This window comes from Rhizobium sp. 05L419 (assembly GCF_056397845.1).
Window position 1 is genome coordinate 29,671 of record NZ_JBFTOF010000014.1, and the last position, 15,157, is coordinate 44,827.

General features: G+C 61.4%; 16 protein-coding genes. 10 read left to right on the forward strand and 6 right to left on the reverse strand.

What is annotated here, in order from left to right; translation table 11 throughout:
- The 6 genes from AC1DMK_RS18045 to AC1DMK_RS18070 all read left to right on the forward strand — a co-directional run bounded on the left by AC1DMK_RS18045 (nt 1) and on the right by AC1DMK_RS18070 (nt 4,765).
- The gene (locus AC1DMK_RS18045; protein ID WP_477860823.1) at nt 1-1,152 is read left to right on the forward strand and encodes a YcaO-like family protein; all 1,152 of its coding nucleotides are present in this window, start codon (nt 1-3) and stop codon (nt 1,150-1,152) included.
- Nucleotides 1,142-1,909: a TfuA-like protein gene (locus AC1DMK_RS18050; RefSeq protein WP_477860825.1), complete on the forward strand. Its 768-nt coding sequence runs from the start codon at nt 1,142-1,144 to the stop codon at nt 1,907-1,909. Before AC1DMK_RS18045 ends, AC1DMK_RS18050 begins: the two co-directional genes overlap by 11 nt.
- A 42-nt stretch (nt 1,910-1,951) precedes the next feature.
- On the forward strand, nt 1,952-3,175 hold the full coding sequence (locus AC1DMK_RS18055) for a hypothetical protein (RefSeq protein ID WP_477860827.1): 1,224 nt from the start codon (nt 1,952-1,954) through the stop codon (nt 3,173-3,175).
- A gap of 12 nt (nt 3,176-3,187) precedes the next feature.
- Nucleotides 3,188-3,688, forward strand: coding sequence for a hypothetical protein (locus AC1DMK_RS18060; protein WP_477860828.1), 501 nt, complete (start codon nt 3,188-3,190; stop codon nt 3,686-3,688).
- A 26-nt stretch (nt 3,689-3,714) separates the two neighbouring features.
- A complete protein-coding gene (locus AC1DMK_RS18065) occupies nt 3,715-4,128 on the forward strand; it encodes a hypothetical protein (protein WP_477860830.1) in 414 nt (137 codons plus the stop codon).
- A 151-nt stretch (nt 4,129-4,279) separates the two neighbouring features.
- A complete protein-coding gene (locus AC1DMK_RS18070; RefSeq protein WP_477860832.1) occupies nt 4,280-4,765 on the forward strand; it encodes an NAD(P)/FAD-dependent oxidoreductase in 486 nt (161 codons plus the stop codon).
- A 56-nt stretch (nt 4,766-4,821) separates the two neighbouring features.
- Here AC1DMK_RS18070 and AC1DMK_RS18075 read toward each other — a convergent pair whose 3' ends face one another.
- Complete coding sequence (locus tag AC1DMK_RS18075; RefSeq protein WP_477860834.1) at nt 4,822-5,628, reverse strand: pyrroline-5-carboxylate reductase; 807 nt, start codon at nt 5,626-5,628, stop codon at nt 4,822-4,824.
- 374 nt (nt 5,629-6,002) lie between these two features.
- Between AC1DMK_RS18075 and AC1DMK_RS18080 the strand changes: the two genes are divergently transcribed.
- The 3 genes from AC1DMK_RS18080 to AC1DMK_RS18090 all read left to right on the forward strand — a co-directional run bounded on the left by AC1DMK_RS18080 (nt 6,003) and on the right by AC1DMK_RS18090 (nt 8,247).
- On the forward strand, nt 6,003-6,245 hold the full coding sequence (locus tag AC1DMK_RS18080; protein WP_037058818.1) for a hypothetical protein: 243 nt from the start codon (nt 6,003-6,005) through the stop codon (nt 6,243-6,245).
- Between the two features lie 145 nt (nt 6,246-6,390).
- Nucleotides 6,391-7,266 (forward strand): transglutaminase family protein, encoded by an 876-nt coding sequence (locus AC1DMK_RS18085; protein WP_477860836.1) that lies wholly within the window; start codon nt 6,391-6,393, stop codon nt 7,264-7,266.
- A gap of 99 nt (nt 7,267-7,365) precedes the next feature.
- The gene (locus AC1DMK_RS18090; protein ID WP_477860838.1) at nt 7,366-8,247 is read left to right on the forward strand and encodes a transglutaminase-like domain-containing protein; all 882 of its coding nucleotides are present in this window, start codon (nt 7,366-7,368) and stop codon (nt 8,245-8,247) included.
- On the opposite strand, the gene AC1DMK_RS18095 is transcribed toward AC1DMK_RS18090, so the two are convergent.
- From AC1DMK_RS18095 to AC1DMK_RS18105, 3 genes are read right to left on the reverse strand one after another with little or no spacing between them, the layout of a single operon-like run.
- Complete coding sequence (locus AC1DMK_RS18095) at nt 8,201-9,025, reverse strand: transglutaminase family protein (RefSeq protein ID WP_477860840.1); 825 nt, start codon at nt 9,023-9,025, stop codon at nt 8,201-8,203. The genes AC1DMK_RS18090 and AC1DMK_RS18095 overlap by 47 nt on opposite strands.
- Before the next feature lie 11 nt (nt 9,026-9,036).
- Nucleotides 9,037-9,978, reverse strand: coding sequence for an alpha-E domain-containing protein (locus AC1DMK_RS18100; RefSeq protein ID WP_477860842.1), 942 nt, complete (start codon nt 9,976-9,978; stop codon nt 9,037-9,039).
- Nucleotides 9,978-11,387: a circularly permuted type 2 ATP-grasp protein gene (locus AC1DMK_RS18105; RefSeq protein ID WP_037058923.1), complete on the reverse strand. Its 1,410-nt coding sequence runs from the start codon at nt 11,385-11,387 to the stop codon at nt 9,978-9,980. Before AC1DMK_RS18105 ends, AC1DMK_RS18100 begins: the two co-directional genes overlap by 1 nt.
- Before the next feature lie 374 nt (nt 11,388-11,761).
- On the opposite strand from AC1DMK_RS18105, the gene AC1DMK_RS18110 reads away from it, so the two are divergent.
- Nucleotides 11,762-12,661 (forward strand): DMT family transporter, encoded by a 900-nt coding sequence (locus tag AC1DMK_RS18110; RefSeq protein WP_477860844.1) that lies wholly within the window; start codon nt 11,762-11,764, stop codon nt 12,659-12,661.
- A gap of 48 nt (nt 12,662-12,709) precedes the next feature.
- On the opposite strand, the gene AC1DMK_RS18115 is transcribed toward AC1DMK_RS18110, so the two are convergent.
- Together AC1DMK_RS18115 and AC1DMK_RS18120 are read right to left on the reverse strand one after the other, a co-directional pair.
- Nucleotides 12,710-14,383, reverse strand: a complete 1,674-nt coding sequence (locus tag AC1DMK_RS18115) for a DEAD/DEAH box helicase (protein ID WP_477860846.1) — start codon at nt 14,381-14,383, stop codon at nt 12,710-12,712.
- 339 nt (nt 14,384-14,722) lie between these two features.
- Nucleotides 14,723-15,124, reverse strand: a complete 402-nt coding sequence (locus AC1DMK_RS18120; protein ID WP_477860848.1) for a hypothetical protein — start codon at nt 15,122-15,124, stop codon at nt 14,723-14,725.
- Nucleotides 15,125-15,157: the final 33 nt, after the last annotated feature.

Here is a 15,157-nt window from a genome sequence, read left to right on the forward strand (position 1 = left end):
GTGCTGCACGGAGCTATACTCGAGAGCATCTTGGCGGCACCCGTTGCGCCCTCTCGCGATCCGCTGGAGACCGTCCGCCGGATTCTTGCGAGGAGGAGGGAATTCGGCATCACCCGGCTGGGTTCGATTACCGAACTTGACCGCATCGGCATACCGGTAGCCCAGGCTGTGAGACCGTTGTCGCGATCGGTGAGCGTCAATCAGGGCAAGGGCCTCACCTTCGGACAAGCCGCGATTTCGGCGCTCATGGAATCGCTGGAGGGATGGGCGTCCGAGCGAATTTCCGGGGAACGGGTGGAGCGGGCGGGTCTTCGGGCCATGAACCGCGAAGGTTACTGGTCCCACCTGTCCGCCAAAGGTGACCCCGACGACACGCTGGACTGGATCGAAGGCTGGAACCTTTTCTCGTCGAGTCCGGTCCATGTCCCGCTTGCCATGGTGGACACCGCCTATATCGTACCCTCCCCGCATCCCCGCTGGCTGCCGCGCAACACCGCCGGTCTCGCGGCCGGCACCAGTTGGCGGGGCGCGATCGAGCATGCCTGCTTCGAATTGCTGGAAAGGCACGCGCGTTGTGCGGCGTTGCGGATACCCCATTTCTTCGACCGTTATCGGCTTGACATCCGATCCGTTCGCGGGGGAGCCGCTGGCGAGATCGCCGGGCGGCTGGTTTCGGCGGGCTGCTCCGTCGGGATATGGTCGATCCCGACCGAACACGGCCTCCCCGTCTACTGGTGTCAGGTCATGGAGAGCGCCGGGGAGGCTCCTCTGGCTCCATGGCCGGCCGAAGGCTTCGGCTGCGACCGGACCCACGACCGTGCGCTCGCCAAGGCACTGCTGGAAGCGTGTCAGTCCCGGCTCGGGGTCATTTCGGCCGCACGCGAGGACGTTGCAGGCCACATCTACCGTTATCAGGACGCAGGCGAGCTGGCGGCGTGGCGGCGGGAGCTCGCAGTCGCCGGATTTGCATACCCCGCGCCGGATATCGCAAATGCCGACCTGCCGCTCGCTCCGTTGCATGCACTGCGGCGCGCCGGAGCGATGGCCGCGATCGTCGTGCTGCTCTTTTCCGACGAAGCCATCCCGCTCCATGTGGTGAGGGTCGTGACGCCGCCGCTCGAAACCGATCCGGAGTTCCAGAATGGGAGCTGATATCGTCGTCTTCCTGGGGCCTACCCTGAGCGTCGCGGAGGCCCGGCGGCACCTCGACGCTTTGTATCTCACTCCGGCGGGCAACGGAGATATCGTCCGGGCGGTGTCCGAGCATGCGCCGTCGGCGATCGTCCTCATCGACGGCGTCTTCGCCCAGTCGCCAGCGGTACGGCACAAGGAAATCCTCTGGGCCATGTCGCGCGGCGTGCACGTTTTCGGAGCCTCCAGCATGGGAGCGCTCAGGGCTGCGGAACTGGGGGATTACGGGATGGCCGGCTACGGCATGGTCTTCAGGTGGTACCGCCGAACCGCTCTCGCCGACGACGCAGACGTCGCGGTTGCGATGGCCCCCGCGGAATTCGGGTCCTTTTCCATGGGGGACGCCATGATCGACATCAGGCTCACACTGAAAAAGGCAGAACGCGCAGGCGTTGTCGGACGGCAACTTCGAGTGAAGCTCGAGGAACTGGCACGCTCCATGCACTACACGGAAAGGAGTTTTCGAAAGCTCCTTTCCGTGGCAGCCGAACAGGGTATCGCCGGACAGGAACTCGCAAGTCTTGATCGCTGGCTCGCCGACGGGATGCGCCGGCAGAAAAGAACCGATGCTATCGGTCTTCTAGCGTTCCTGTCGTCGAGAAGATTTGGTCAAGAGAAAATTCCGCGACCGACGAACTTTGAACTAACCGAGGCTTTCGCCTACGACATGGAATACTACAATTTTATGGATAAAATCTTGAGTAATGGCCCTCATTGATAGTATAGTGTTGCCTGGCCCGGTTAGGGGGATTACGGGCGATTGGGGGCAGCCTTGGATGCCATCGCAAATCCGGGAGATAGGGTGAATGCGGTGGTCTCCGGACCGCCCGTCGGGACCCGCTTTCTCGTTTTCCCCCAGCCCCCTTTCATTCGCGGATACGAAAAGCCGGAGGTTGTGTGGATCGGCAACTCTGCGGGCCCTATCGTGGCAGGACCCTCCGACAGTCGCATGTACGTTGCCTATCCGGTCGAACCCAAGCGGCCCTATCGCCTTCCGTATCTTCCGCCCTACCGGGGGTTACTGCGCCCTCCCGTCGAACCGGGACCCGATGGGCACTTCGACCACATCCTCCCCGGCTCGCCCGCCTTCCTTTCGGCTCACAGTTACGCCTGCACGCGCCGCGTCCTGGATATCTGCGAGGGATATATTGGCCGGCGCATCACGTGGTTCTTCGAGCCGACTTACCAGCGTCTGGAGATCGTGCCGCGCATATCCGACTGGGAGAACGCGCAGTCGGGTTTCGGCTTTCTGGAACTAGGCGAAAGCGACCAGCCGACGCCTACTTCGAGTTTCGCGCTGAACTTCGATGCCGTCGCGCATGAGGTGGGCCATCTCGTTCTGTTGAGCGAACTCGGCATTCCATATGGCGACGGGCGGGGGACGGACTTCTTCGCCTATCACGAGGCGGTCGCAGATTTCATATCGCTCCTCGGCCTTCTCCATTTCGATACGGCCGTCGACCGGCTCCTGCGCCGCACGGGCGGCAACCTCTTGATCCACAACGAACTCGATCGCTTCGCCGAACTCAGCGACGAAAAGCAGCTCAGGTCGTTTAACAATTCGCTCAAAGTCGCGGACGTCGGTGACGACGTGCACGACAGGTCRAAGCCCTTCGCGGCGGCGATGTTCGACGGCCTCGTCGAAATCTACCAGACCATCCTCTTCGACAGGGGAGTTACCGATCTCGACCCGCGCCGCTTCGGCAGCTTGCGCCAACAGTTGGCTCCCGAGTTGATCGAAGACGGCCTGCGCGGTCCGAAGCCGGACTACGAGCTTCGTCATTTCGCAAGCAAGGCCGCGCTTGAGGAAGCAAGGGATATCGTCGGAGAAGCTGTGGTCAGGTCGTGGCGACGTCTCGATCCCGACAGCCTGACATTCCAGGCGGCAGCGGAAGCGTTTCTGGACGCGGGCTACGAAGGGCGCGCGCGCCCGTACGTCCGGCAGATCGAAGACTGCATCAGGTGGAGGCAGATACTCTGGTAAAGGAGGCTGAAAATGGTCGATGTAAGCGTACCAGCACCCGATAGGGTCGGGACATACTTTTCGGACACGGTAATCCTATACGGCGTCAAGCTGAATACCGGCACGGACTACGGCGAGTTCGACGCAGGCGAGAACGGAAACGCCGCGCTGCAGATGCAGCTCTACAGATCGGGCGTGGCACAAACCGAGGCCCGGTATTCGATCGTACTGGGCTATGGCTACGCTTTCGAGGGCCATTGCTACCGCATGGACACCAAGAGGGTTTTCATTGTCAAAGGCTCCAGCGCCGAGCCGGCCGTCGGGTGCGGCTTCGACGATCTTCCAGTAGGCGTGGCGGTGCCGTATCAAATGTGGCGCGTCCGTTCATCGGAGGAGTTGCTCGAGATCGTCCTGAATTACGGCGACGTCAAGACGGTGATCCTCGATGCGAACCTGCCGGGCAAGAGATCGCCGTCGTCCTATGCGATCACGGCATCTCTGGCGCACCGTGACGGTCGTCTCGGCCGCGATTAGCGTTTCGTCAGCGGAGGAAAAACGTCATGTCTATCACAGTGACTATTCATTTCACGGAAGCCTTGACCAATGTGGTGATCACAGACGTGCAGTCCGGTGTTCGGTTTCCGCTTGGCAACGTCCCCTCAGGGAACAACCACGATGTAGAGCCTAGCGACCAAAACGGATGGGCAACGATCCATGTGGCCGGGAAGAACGTCAAGGCCGAACCGGTCCAGGGAAGGAAGCGCCTGAACGACGGGGATATATTCGAATTCCCGCCTGCAAAGTCGATCCTCGACGAACTCGCGCAGTTCAAGGACCTGGCCGCGCTTGTGAACCATCTGAAGCCGGGGTTAGCCCCCGCCAAACAGACACAGCCGGCCAAACCGTCTGCCGTCAAATCACCTGCCGTCAAATCACCTCCGGTCAAGTCGCCTACCACAAAGCCCCCGTCGTAGCCGTCTCGGTGGACGGGATAGTGGCCCGGGCTGCGTGCACCTGACGTGGCGAAGGAGCGGGATGTGAAGCGCAGGGAAATTCTTCAACAGGGGCCCATCCCCGGAAGACCGCTGACAGGAGCGCTCCATACGATCAGCTTGCAGTCCCTCAGTGCGCAAGGCGTTGTCTGCTGGGCGGCTAACAGGCGTCGCCGATGGCCGCCTCTCGTTCAGCGACGATGCAGAAGAGCATATTCGCCATGCAGACGAGGGCTCTGCTAGACTTCGACGCCAGATCGACGAATACACCGCGCGCAAAGGGATCGATGCCCCCGGGGCTGAGCCGGACCCAGCGGAGGTGATCGACGCGGTTCTGCCGAATCCACCAGTCCTATCAATTGATCTCGCCGCGCGGGGGATCACGACGGTGATCTGGTGCACCGGGTTCAGAGGGGATTTCGGGTGGATGCCCGTTCCCAATGTACTCGATGCACACGGTCAACCAGTGCACGAGAACGGGTTCGCGAGCGTCCCGGGGGCGCATTTTGCCGGTCTGCCTTTCGCGATCTCGCGACGGTCGGGCACAATATTGGTAACAGCGGAGGAAGCAGACCTGTCGGTCGAAGATATCCAGCGTCGTTTAGACACCTCCCGCTGACGTCCCGATTGAGTGATGCCGGCTCCAAGCGAATATGATCCGGTAGGTGGCTGACATCAAGAGAGTTTGCTTTCCACAGGACGAATGCGCCTTAGAACTCGACCGAGAGCTTTTTGCAGCGCCGCGGTCCCGCCGAAACTGCGGAAGTCCTCGAGTACCTGTTCGTTCAACCCGCCCTTGGTCGAATGCTCGCCGACGAGTTCGTCGAAGCTCGTGACGGGTCTTGAACGGGCAGCATGGTCAAGGCCAGAAAACAACTGACGGAGGTAGGCGTCGCCAGCGGCACTCGGAAGACCCTGGCTCTCCAGCCAGGTCGAGGCCGCGCCTAGGATGCCGAAATAGGTGCCCATCATGGAGCTCGCCGCCGCGAGGAGATCGAACTCACGTTCGCTTTCAACTTGGACCGCCGTTCCGAGCGCCGAGAAGACGGCATTTGAAACCTCGTCGGGCGGGTGGATCGCGGTCGCGCCCTGGAGATCGGCGACGAACGGAAGCGGAATTGCCTGGCTCAACCGAACAGGTTGATCGATCCACGCCCGTAGTTGATCGAGTGGCGTGGCTGCGACAAAGCTGATGACGTGATGGCTCGGCCGAAATCGGAGCGTGCGGACGACCTCCTCGGCAATCTGCGGCCTCACAGCCACGAATACGAGATCGGATCGGTCGAGGACATCCTGGTTGCCCGAAGCGATCGACACGTTCTGGTTGGCCGCTGCGAGGCGGGCGGCGACGGTTTGGCTACGAGGCGACAGCACGATCGGGGTGTCGCGAAACCCCGTCTTGCCCAGCCCGGTGACGACGGCCTCGGTAATCGTTCCCGTCCCGACGAACCCGATTGTCATCCGCGTCGGATCGATCTCCATTGGCACCCCCTATGCGACTGCTTGCGCCCCCGTGATCTTTACGAGGGAACCACATGTGAGTTCCGCCTCGCTCGATGTCAGGAAGGCAACGCGGCTGGTACTTCTTCCGGCTTCCAATACACCCGAAGGGCATCAGCTTGTCCAGATCGGTCCGACCGGACCACGCCCCAGCTTCCGCCACAAGGGCGAACATGAGGGAGGGGATTGTGCCCTCAGGGGTAAGCTAGGACAGCCAAACGCTTTTGCAAACGTCACTTTAGCGTCGTCAGCGGCACCGAAGCAGGGCGAGAGCTGCGCCTTTTCTCTGCCCGCAGGGCAGTTCTTCCGGAACGAATCCGGGCGCGCAGCCGTTATGGCGGCAGGAGGGTGCCGCCATGCCTGGAATTAGAAAACTGATTGTGCTCAGCGCCTTCAATCGCGACGACAATGGCAGGCTGGTACCGGCGTTCGAGCCGCGGCGGATGAAGGGGGAGGACACGGCCGTCTATGTCGCCCAGACGCTGGTCAACGATTATGCGGGCGTGGTCGTGTGGTGCCGCGAGGCAAATGTCGCCATCGGGGAGCAGGGACCTTCGGTCATCCTGTTTCAGTCGGGGCAAGTGCCGGAATTCGACTAGAGTTTCCGCTTTTCCGCGAATCGCGAAAAGGCTCTATCTTTCTGTTTCTACGCAGTTCCGGGCGCAGAACTGCTGCGCACTTTTGCTGCAATTGCTCTAGACTGGCGGTGACGGCTATTTTCAGACCACGACGGACGAGGGCACCATGACCGTTTATTCCGTCAGGCATATCACTCACTATTCGTACAAACGACCGGTGGCCTTCGGCCAGCATCGCGTGTTGTTTCGGCCGCGCGACAGTTTCGATCAACGCCTTCTCGATGCGACGATGACGATCGAGCCGGAACCTCATCAGGTGCGCTGGATCCACGACGTCTTCGGCAATTGCATTGCCCTGGTGGATATGGATGGGCCTTCAGATCGATTGCGGTTCGAAACCAATATCCGTCTCGATCATACGCCGCAGGTTCCGATCGATTTCGAAATGGACAGCGAGGCACTGACCTACCCTTTCTCATACGACGAGGAGGAGAAGCCCGACCTCACCTGCACCATCGCCCGCTACTATGACGATCCCAATGGCGAGGTTGCGCAGTGGGCGCACCAATTCATCGGTGCCGGCGCCACTGGCCGGACCGGTCACGTCCTGATGACGCTCTGCTTCGCGATCCGCCAGAGTTTCGTCTATGCCCGCCGCGTCGAGCGGGGGACGCAGACGCCGATCCAGACCCTGCAGCGACGGCAGGGCACATGCCGCGACTTCGCTCTGCTGATGATGGAGGCCGCCCGTTCACTCGGCTTTGCCGCCCGTTTCGTCACCGGCTATATCTACGTGCCGGATCGCGATGGTACAACGACACTTGGCGGCGGCTCCACGCATGCGTGGTGCCAGATCTATCTCCCGGGTGCCGGCTGGGTCGAATTCGATCCGACGAACGGGATCGTCGGCAATCGCGACCTGATCCGCGTTGGCGTTGCGCGCGACCCGCGCCAGGCAATTCCCCTCTGGGGCAGCTATGACGGAAATGCCGATGATTTCGACGACATGGTAGTCCAGGTCAACGTGACCACCGAGCCATGAGTTGTTTGCCAAGCGCTCATCGGCGTGGAACTCATCGGCTCTCCTGACGTTCCCTGATAGCATGCCGATTGGCCGGCGTAACTCTGCAAAGGAAACACCATGAAGATCCACGCTGGTTTCACGATAGGCTATCAATGCGTGCAGCCAACGCCGATGCTCCTGGTCCTGAACATTCATCCTTCGCGGCGAGGCGATCTGCTGACCGAGCAGGTGATTTCGTTCAATCAGCCGATCGATGCGTGGGGCTACACGGACAATTTCGGCAATTCMTGCGTCCGCATCGTGGCGCCGGCGGGATTGACGACGATTTCGACGGAGTTCGATATCTATGATACCGGCCAGCCTGACGTGGTGCCGGTGAATGCCGCGCAGCACGAGATCAAGGACCTGCCCGACGATGTGCTCGTGTTTTTGCTCGGTAGTCGCTATTGCGACACCGACCGGCTGGCTGATTTCGCCTGGGCCAACTTCTCGAATACGCAGCAGGGTTGGCCTCGCGTTCAGGCGATAGCCGATTTCGTCCACGGCCATATCAGGTTCGACTACATGAACGCCGATCTCCTGCGAACCGCATATGGCGGCTATACGGACAGGACGGGCGTCTGCCGCGACTTCGCGCATCTGGCGATCACGCTTTGCCGCTGCATGAACATACCGGCGCGCTATTGCACCGGCTATCTCGGCGATATCGGGGTGCCCAAGGATCCGGCGCCGATGGATTTCAGCGCCTGGTTCGAGGTCTATCTCGGCGGCCATTGGCATACGGTGGATGCGCGGCACAATGCACCTCGCATCGGGCGCATCCTGATGGCGACCGGCCGCGATGCCACCGACGTTGCTCTTTCGACGGCTTTCGGCCCGGCGACGCTAGCGCAGTTCGATGTCGTCACCGATGAGATCGCCGTCAACGACGCCACGCCCACGCAGGCGCAGTTCAGCTCTGAGTCTGGCTCTGCATTTGCCCCTGGTCTTCGACCTTGACGACCACGGAGAGCTTTTCGCCCGGAGTGCCTATTCGCATGCCGGACACCGGGGCGGCGTCCTTGTAGCAGAGCCCCGTGGCGATGCGCACGTAGCGCTCGTCCGGGCAGATCTTGTTGGCAGGATCGAAGCCGACCCAGCCGAGCCCGGGAATATGCGCTTCAGCCCATGCATGGGTGGCTGCCTGCTCGATCTTTTCGTCCATCATCAGATAACCGGAGATGTAGCGGGCCGGTATCTGCAATGCTCTCGCGGCCGCGACGAAGACATGCGCGTGGTCCTGGCAGACGCCGCTCTTCTTCTCCAGCGCCTGCTCTGCCGTCGTGTCGGCGTCGCTGGTGCCCGGGCGATAGTCCACCGTCTCGTGGATGGCAGCCATCAGCGCGTGCATCCTCGCAAGGTCGTTGTCGCCGTTGACGCCCTTGATCAATTCCCTGGTAAGCTTGCCGGGCTTCGTTCTCGGCGTATCGCGCAAGAAGAGCCACAGGGGACAAAAGCCGGTGTGCGGGCCGATGACCCCGTTGCGATCTTCCGTCTCGACTTCGCCCTCCGCAACGATCCGCGTCACCTTCTGTTCGCCCTGCAGCGAGACGAGGTTGACGTGGTTGCCGAACTGATCGTCGTACTCGACCTCGGGTTTGGCGCCCTCGACATGCAGCGACCAGTCGAGGGTCGACTGGCCGGCCACGGTCGGTGGTGTCAGCCGCAGCCGTTGCAGCGAAAATGCAGCCGGCTCGTCGTAGCGGTATTCTGTGACGTGGCTAATCTTCAGTCTCATTCGTGACCCGCCTATACGTAGAACCGGTAACCGTCGGAAATTTCCATGCCGAGCTGGTTGTTGCGTGTGACGAAATCCTCGAGGAATTCGTGCAAGCCCTGATCCATGATGTCCTTGATGGCGCTGGTCTGCAGCGTCTTGCGGATGGTGTCGGCCGTGTCGTGGGCCGGCAGCCGCTGGCCGTAATCCTTGGCGAGATAGCCGAGTTCGCCGACGATCTTTTCGTAGCAGTAGGCGAGCGAACGCGGCATCTGGCCATTGAGGATCAGGAAGTGGGCGATGTTCATGGCGCGGTATTCGCCGTCGTAGGCCCAGCTGTACGAGCGGTGGGCGGAAACGGAGCGCAGGATCGATTCCCACTGGACATTGTCGATCGACGTCCCGACGGCAGAGACGGCCGGCAGCAGGACATAGTACTTCACGTCGAGAATGCGGCTGGTGTTGTCCGCCCGTTCGATGAATGTACCGATGCGGGCGAAATTGTAGAGCTCGTTGCGCAGCATGGAACCGTGCAGCGCGCCGCGGATCAGCCCCGCACGGTGCTTGATGGCGTCGATGGCTTCCGGCATCTCGGCGGGTTTCAGCCGCCTGGACAGCAGAGCCTTGAGTTCGATCCAGAACTCGTTTGTCGCTTCCCAGGTTTCTCGCGTCAGCGCCGTGCGCACCATGCGGGCATTGTTGCGCCCGTAGTCGACGCAGGACATGACGCTTGAAGGGTTCGAGCGATCGCGCAGCAGATAGTCGATCGCGTCGGCGCTGGTCAGCTTGCCGTGACCTTCGTCATAGGCTTCGCGAACGCCGGCGCTTTGCAGCACGCCGTCCCAGTTGTCGTCGCCTGATCCGCTTCTGGTCAGCGACATGCGCAGTCCGGCATCGATGAGGCGCGCGATGTTTTCGGCGCGCTCGATGTAACGGAACATCCAATAGAGCCCGTTTGCAGTTCTTCCGAGCATCAGTCCTCCAATACCCAGGTATCTTTTGTGCCGCCGCCCTGGCTGGAATTGACCACGAGCGAGCCTTGCTTCAGTGCCACTCGCGTCAGGCCGCCCGGAATGATCTGAACCTTGTCGGAGACCAGAACATAGGGGCGAAGGTCCACGTGGCGTGGCGCGATGCCCTTGTTCACAAGGATCGGAACGGTGGAGAGGGAGAGCGTCGGCTGGGCGATATAGTTGTTGGGTCGTGCCTTGAGCTTTTCGGCGAACTCGGCGCGTTCCCGCCTGGAGGCTGTCGGGCCGACCAGCATGCCGTAGCCGCCGGAGCCGTGGACTTCCTTGACGACCAACTCCTCGAGGTGTTCCAGCACGTATTTCAGGCTGGAATCCTCCGAACAGCGCCAGGTCGGCACGTTTTCCAAAATCGCCTTGCGCCCGGTATAGAACTCGACGATCTCGGGCATGTAGGAGTAGATCGCCTTGTCGTCGCAGATGCCGGTGCCCGGCGCGTTGGCAATGGTGATGTTTCCGGAACGGTAGACGTCCATGATGCCGGGGATGCCGAGGGCCGAATCCGGACGGAAGGTCAGGGGATCGAGGAAATCGTCGTCGACACGGCGGTAGAGGACGTCGATCGCCTCGTAGCCGCGTGTCGTGCGCATCTTCACCTTGCCGTCGATCACGCGCAGATCCGAGCCCTCGACGAGCTCGACGCCCATCGTATCGGCAAGGAACGAATGCTCGTAATAGGCCGAGTTGTAGATGCCTGGTGTAAGGACCGCGACGCGCGGCTTGCCCGTGCAGCCCGGAGGTGCCAGCGATGCCAGGCTCTGGCGCAGCAGATAGGGGTAGTCCTCGACTGGCCGAACCTTGTTCTCATGGAACAGTTCGGGGAACATGTGCATCATCGTTTCCCGGTTTTCCAGCATGTAGCTGACACCGGATGGCGTTCGGGCGTTGTCCTCAAGCACGTAGAACTGATCTTCGCCGGTGCGCACGATGTCGGTGCCGACGATATGGGTGTAGACGCCGCCCGGCGGGCGGAAGCCGATCATTTCAGGCAGGAACGTATCATTGCGCTCGATCAGTTCGCGCGGAATGCGGCCGGCGCGGATGATTTCCTGCTTGTGGTAGATATCGTCGAGGAAGGCGTTGAGGGCGATGACCCGCTGTTCGATACCCTGTGCAAGCTTGCGCCATTCGCGGCCTGAGATGATGCGGGGGATGATGTCGAAGGGAATGAGCTTTTCGGAGGAATCGGCGTGGCCGTACACAGCAAAGGTAATGCCGGTTTTCCGGAAGATGTTTTCCGCGTCGCGGGACTTGGCAATCAGATGCGCTCGATCTTGGTTATTGTACCACTCAAAGTATTTCTCGTATGGCTCTCGCGAACTTTCGTCCCCGGTGATCATTTCATCAAATGCCAAAGGTGTGGCTCCCCTTTTTTCTTCATTTGAATACAACGCAAATAGCAATGCAAGAACCATGCTCAGTTGGAGGAGAAGATTCGTAAAATCGCCTCGCTCCATCAAAATAGCCGAAAAACTGGGCACTTACCGAGATCTGGCGTATCTGCCTCCATCGTCAATTGTTTTTGCGAGCTTAAAACGTAAGCATCTGACTATTTTCCGCCCGCGGCGCGATTCAATTTCGGGCGACGGCCGCTCATGTCCTTCCCGGGGATCAATGAAATTTGACGTAAGCATCAACTGTTCGCCTTTGACGGGAGACGCCCGTCTCGGCTATCTGCGCCGCAGCGTATGCCTCAAGAGTTGCCCCTATTGCCGAGAGTTGCCCGCCCATGTCGCTCGATCGTCTTGCCCCGGCCATCTTCGTTCTGCTGTGGTCCACGGGCTGGGTGGTCGCGAAATATGCGGCCATGCATTCGGAGCCCTTCACGTTCCTCGCCATCCGCTATGGTCTCTCCGCGCTGGCATTCCTTGCACTGTGCATCGCCATGCGGGTCAACTGGCCGGAAAGGGCGGTCGTGCTGCGGGCGATCTACTCCGGGTTCTTTCTCCACGGATTTTATCTTGCGGGGCTATGGTGGGCAATCGCCAACGGCGTGCCGGCCGGTGTGTCCGGCATCATCGCAGCGCTCCAGCCTCTCCTGACGGCCATGGCCGCTCCGCTGCTGGTGGGCGAGCGGCTGGAGGGGACGCAGAAGCTGGGGCTCGTTCTCGGCTTTTTCGGCATCGCGATCGCGATATCGCCGAAACTTTTTGATCCAGCCAATGCAAACCTGATCCATGCCATGGTGCCGCTTGCGGTCAATCTGGTGGCCATGGGCTCGGTCACCTATGGAACGCTCTATCAGAAGAAGCATCTGCAGAGCGGAAATCTTCCGGCGATCGCAACCCTGCAATATGTCGGAGCGCTGATCGTGACGGTGCCGCTGATGCTGTCTTTCGAGCAGATGCATTTCGACGGATCGGCGCGCGCCATAGCGGCGCTCGTCTGGTCCGTCTTCGGGCTCTCCATGGGCGGCGTCGGGCTGCTGCTCTACCTGATCCGTCGCGGCCAGGTGTCGCGCGCGGCGTCGCTGATCTATCTGATGCCGCCGGCCGTGGCGATCGAGTCGTTCATTGCTTTCGGGGAGCCGCTGACGATGCCTCTGGTGATCGGAACCATCGTCGTGGTCGCCGGCGTTTACCTGACGAACCGCAAGATGGCTCCTGCGCTGCAGGAACAGCCGCAATAAAAAACGGCGGGATTTCTCCCGCCGTCCGTTGTTTCCAATCCCAAAGGACTACGCGCGTTCGCGACGCTGGCCGCCGTTGCCGCCGCGCGAAGGGCCGCCGCGGCGGTTGCCGCCGTTGCCTTCGCGACGTTCGCCGCGCTCGCCGCCGGCATTGGCCTGCGCACCGCGGTCTTCACCGGGTTTGCGGGCCGGACGGCCGTGCGCGTTGCGTGCGCCGGCGCCGGGATGATGACGGTTTGCGTCGCCGGAATTGGCGTTGTTGCCATGCGGCTGCGGGCGCTGCGGCTTGCGGGCCGGGCGGAAATCCGACGTCGTGGCCAGATCGTTGTCCGGGCCGGCAGCAGGTGCTGCCTCGCCACGGCGCTGGCCGCGGAAGTCCTCGTTGCGTGCAGACTGGCGCTCGGGACGCGGACGACGCTCGCCGCGTTCCTCGTTGCCGGCGCGGTGTTCGCCGCCTTCGCCTTCGCGACGCGGGCGACGTTCCTGGCGGTTGCCGGAGCGGTTCTGTTCGCCTCGGCCTTCGCCGCCACGACCCTGACCACCACCGTTACGGTTGCCGTTGGCGCGGCGCGGAGAGGCGTTCATGTTGGCCGGCGCTTCGCCGCTTGCGACGGTGATGTCGATGTTCATCAGACGCTCGATATCACGCAGCAGGCGGGCTTCGTCGGGTGCGCAGAAAGCGATCGCGATCCCATCGCGGCCGGCGCGGGCCGTACGGCCGATGCGGTGAACGTAGGCGTCGGGAACCTCGGGCAGGTCGTAGTTGTAGACGTGGCTGACGGCCGGGACGTCGATGCCGCGGGCGGCAACATCGGTGGCGATCAGCGTCTTGATGTCGCCGTCACGGAAGGCCTTGAGAGCACGTTCGCGCTGGCCCTGGCTCTTGTTGCCGTGGATCGACGCAACCGAGTAGCCGATATGCTCGAGGTGCTTCATCAGCTTCTCGGCACCATGCTTGGTGCGTAGGAAGACCATGGCGCGGCCATCGGGGTTTTCGGTGAGCGACTTCTTCAGGAGGTCCGTCTTGTCGTTCTTGCCGTTGACGAAGTGCACGTACTGCTCGACCTTGTCGGCAGCCTTGCCCGGAGGCGTCACTTCGACCTTGATCGGATCGACGAGGTATTCGCCGGCGAGATCAGCGATCGACTTCGGCATGGTTGCGGAGAAAAGCATCGTTTGACGCTTCTTCGGAACCATCTTGGCGATCTTGCGCAGGTCGTGCACGAAGCCGAGATCGAGCATCTGGTCGGCTTCGTCGAGAACGAGGTAGCGCACGGCGGTCAGGCCGATGGCGCGGCGGTTGACGAGGTCAAGCAGGCGTCCGGGCGTGGCGACGAGGATGTCGGTGCCCTTTTCAAGCTGCAGCTGCTGCTTGTTGATCGACACGCCGCCGACGACCACGTTGATACGAAGATGCGACTTGCGGAGGAAGTTCTTCAGGCTGACGGCGATCTGGTTCACCAGTTCGCGGGTAGGGGCGAGGATCAGCGTCCGAGTGGTGCGGTTGTCAGGACGCTTTTCGTCCTTCAGGAGCTTTTCGATGATGGGCAGGCCGAAGGCGGCGGTCTTGCCGGTGCCTGTCTGGGCGAGGCCGATAAGGTCGCGGCCTTCGAGAAGAAGCGGGATCGCCTTTTCCTGGATGGGGGTCGGCGTTTCGATGCCGAGCTGGAAAAGTGTGGCGACGATCGGCTTGGAAACACCAAGCGATTCAAAATTGGTCAAGTCATAACCTTTTTAGGGCGCGCCAAAACAAAATCGCCGGAACGCGGAGTGCGGCCCGGTGTTATTCTGGCGTCAAGAACCCCGCGTGAAGTGGGAACTTGTCTTGTTGGAAAAAGCTTTCCAGCGCTTCTGCCGCGTCTTGGGATGCGGCCTGTACGAAATGCGCTTTTGTCCTTCTTCCTGCATCCTATTTGCTGGCAGGGGCCGCTCACGCGGCGGCCGGAAGGTGAAAGCTGGCCTGCATTTGGTCTAGTTCGCCTGGAAAGTCAAGGGCACCGCCAGAGAAAGCCTTCCTTTGCGCCGCTCTTTCGGCCGCGCCCGGCTGCCGAGCCTGATCCCTCAATAGGGGCAGACACTCACTCTGTAGGCCGTTCCCCAGCCGTTGCGTCGCCATTCGACATGGCAGCGACGGTAGGGCTGATAGTAATAGGGGCGGTATTGGGATCTGTAGACCGGATAGGGCCGATAGGCCGGATAGTAGGACCTGTAGGGATAGCGATAGTAGGCGGCGCCATAGCGATAACCGTAGGCATAGGGATAGCCGTATCCGTCGGGATAACCATAGGTGTACGGATAGGGACGCAGGCCCTGCGACAGCACGACGCCCCCAATTGGGCCGGCCGCGATTCCGCCCCAGAAGGCATCAGGAGAGTTGGCCATTGCCGGATTTGCAATGAGCGGAGTGGTGGTCAACGTCAACGTGATCAGGCCCGCCGCCATGCTTTTATGAATTACGGACATGTTCCTCCTTTCGTGGACGAGGCCTGTTCTTCA

Excerpts from the sequence above, each read along its gene's own strand:
- AC1DMK_RS18075 (WP_477860834.1), bottom strand. The coding sequence starts at position 5,628 with ATGGAGATCGATCCGACGCGGATGACAATCGGGTTCGTCGGGACGGGA.
- AC1DMK_RS18110 (WP_477860844.1), top strand. The coding sequence starts at position 11,762 with ATGTCGCTCGATCGTCTTGCCCCGGCCATCTTCGTTCTGCTGTGGTCC.
- AC1DMK_RS18100 (WP_477860842.1), bottom strand. The coding sequence starts at position 9,978 with ATGCTCGGAAGAACTGCAAACGGGCTCTATTGGATGTTCCGTTACATC.
- AC1DMK_RS18060 (WP_477860828.1), top strand. The coding sequence starts at position 3,188 with ATGGTCGATGTAAGCGTACCAGCACCCGATAGGGTCGGGACATACTTT.
- AC1DMK_RS18065 (WP_477860830.1), top strand. The coding sequence starts at position 3,715 with ATGTCTATCACAGTGACTATTCATTTCACGGAAGCCTTGACCAATGTG.
- AC1DMK_RS18050 (WP_477860825.1), top strand. The coding sequence starts at position 1,142 with ATGGGAGCTGATATCGTCGTCTTCCTGGGGCCTACCCTGAGCGTCGCG.
- AC1DMK_RS18095 (WP_477860840.1), bottom strand. The coding sequence starts at position 9,025 with ATGAGACTGAAGATTAGCCACGTCACAGAATACCGCTACGACGAGCCG.
- AC1DMK_RS18085 (WP_477860836.1), top strand. The coding sequence starts at position 6,391 with ATGACCGTTTATTCCGTCAGGCATATCACTCACTATTCGTACAAACGA.
- AC1DMK_RS18080 (WP_037058818.1), top strand. The coding sequence starts at position 6,003 with ATGCCTGGAATTAGAAAACTGATTGTGCTCAGCGCCTTCAATCGCGAC.
- AC1DMK_RS18120 (WP_477860848.1), bottom strand. The coding sequence starts at position 15,124 with ATGTCCGTAATTCATAAAAGCATGGCGGCGGGCCTGATCACGTTGACG.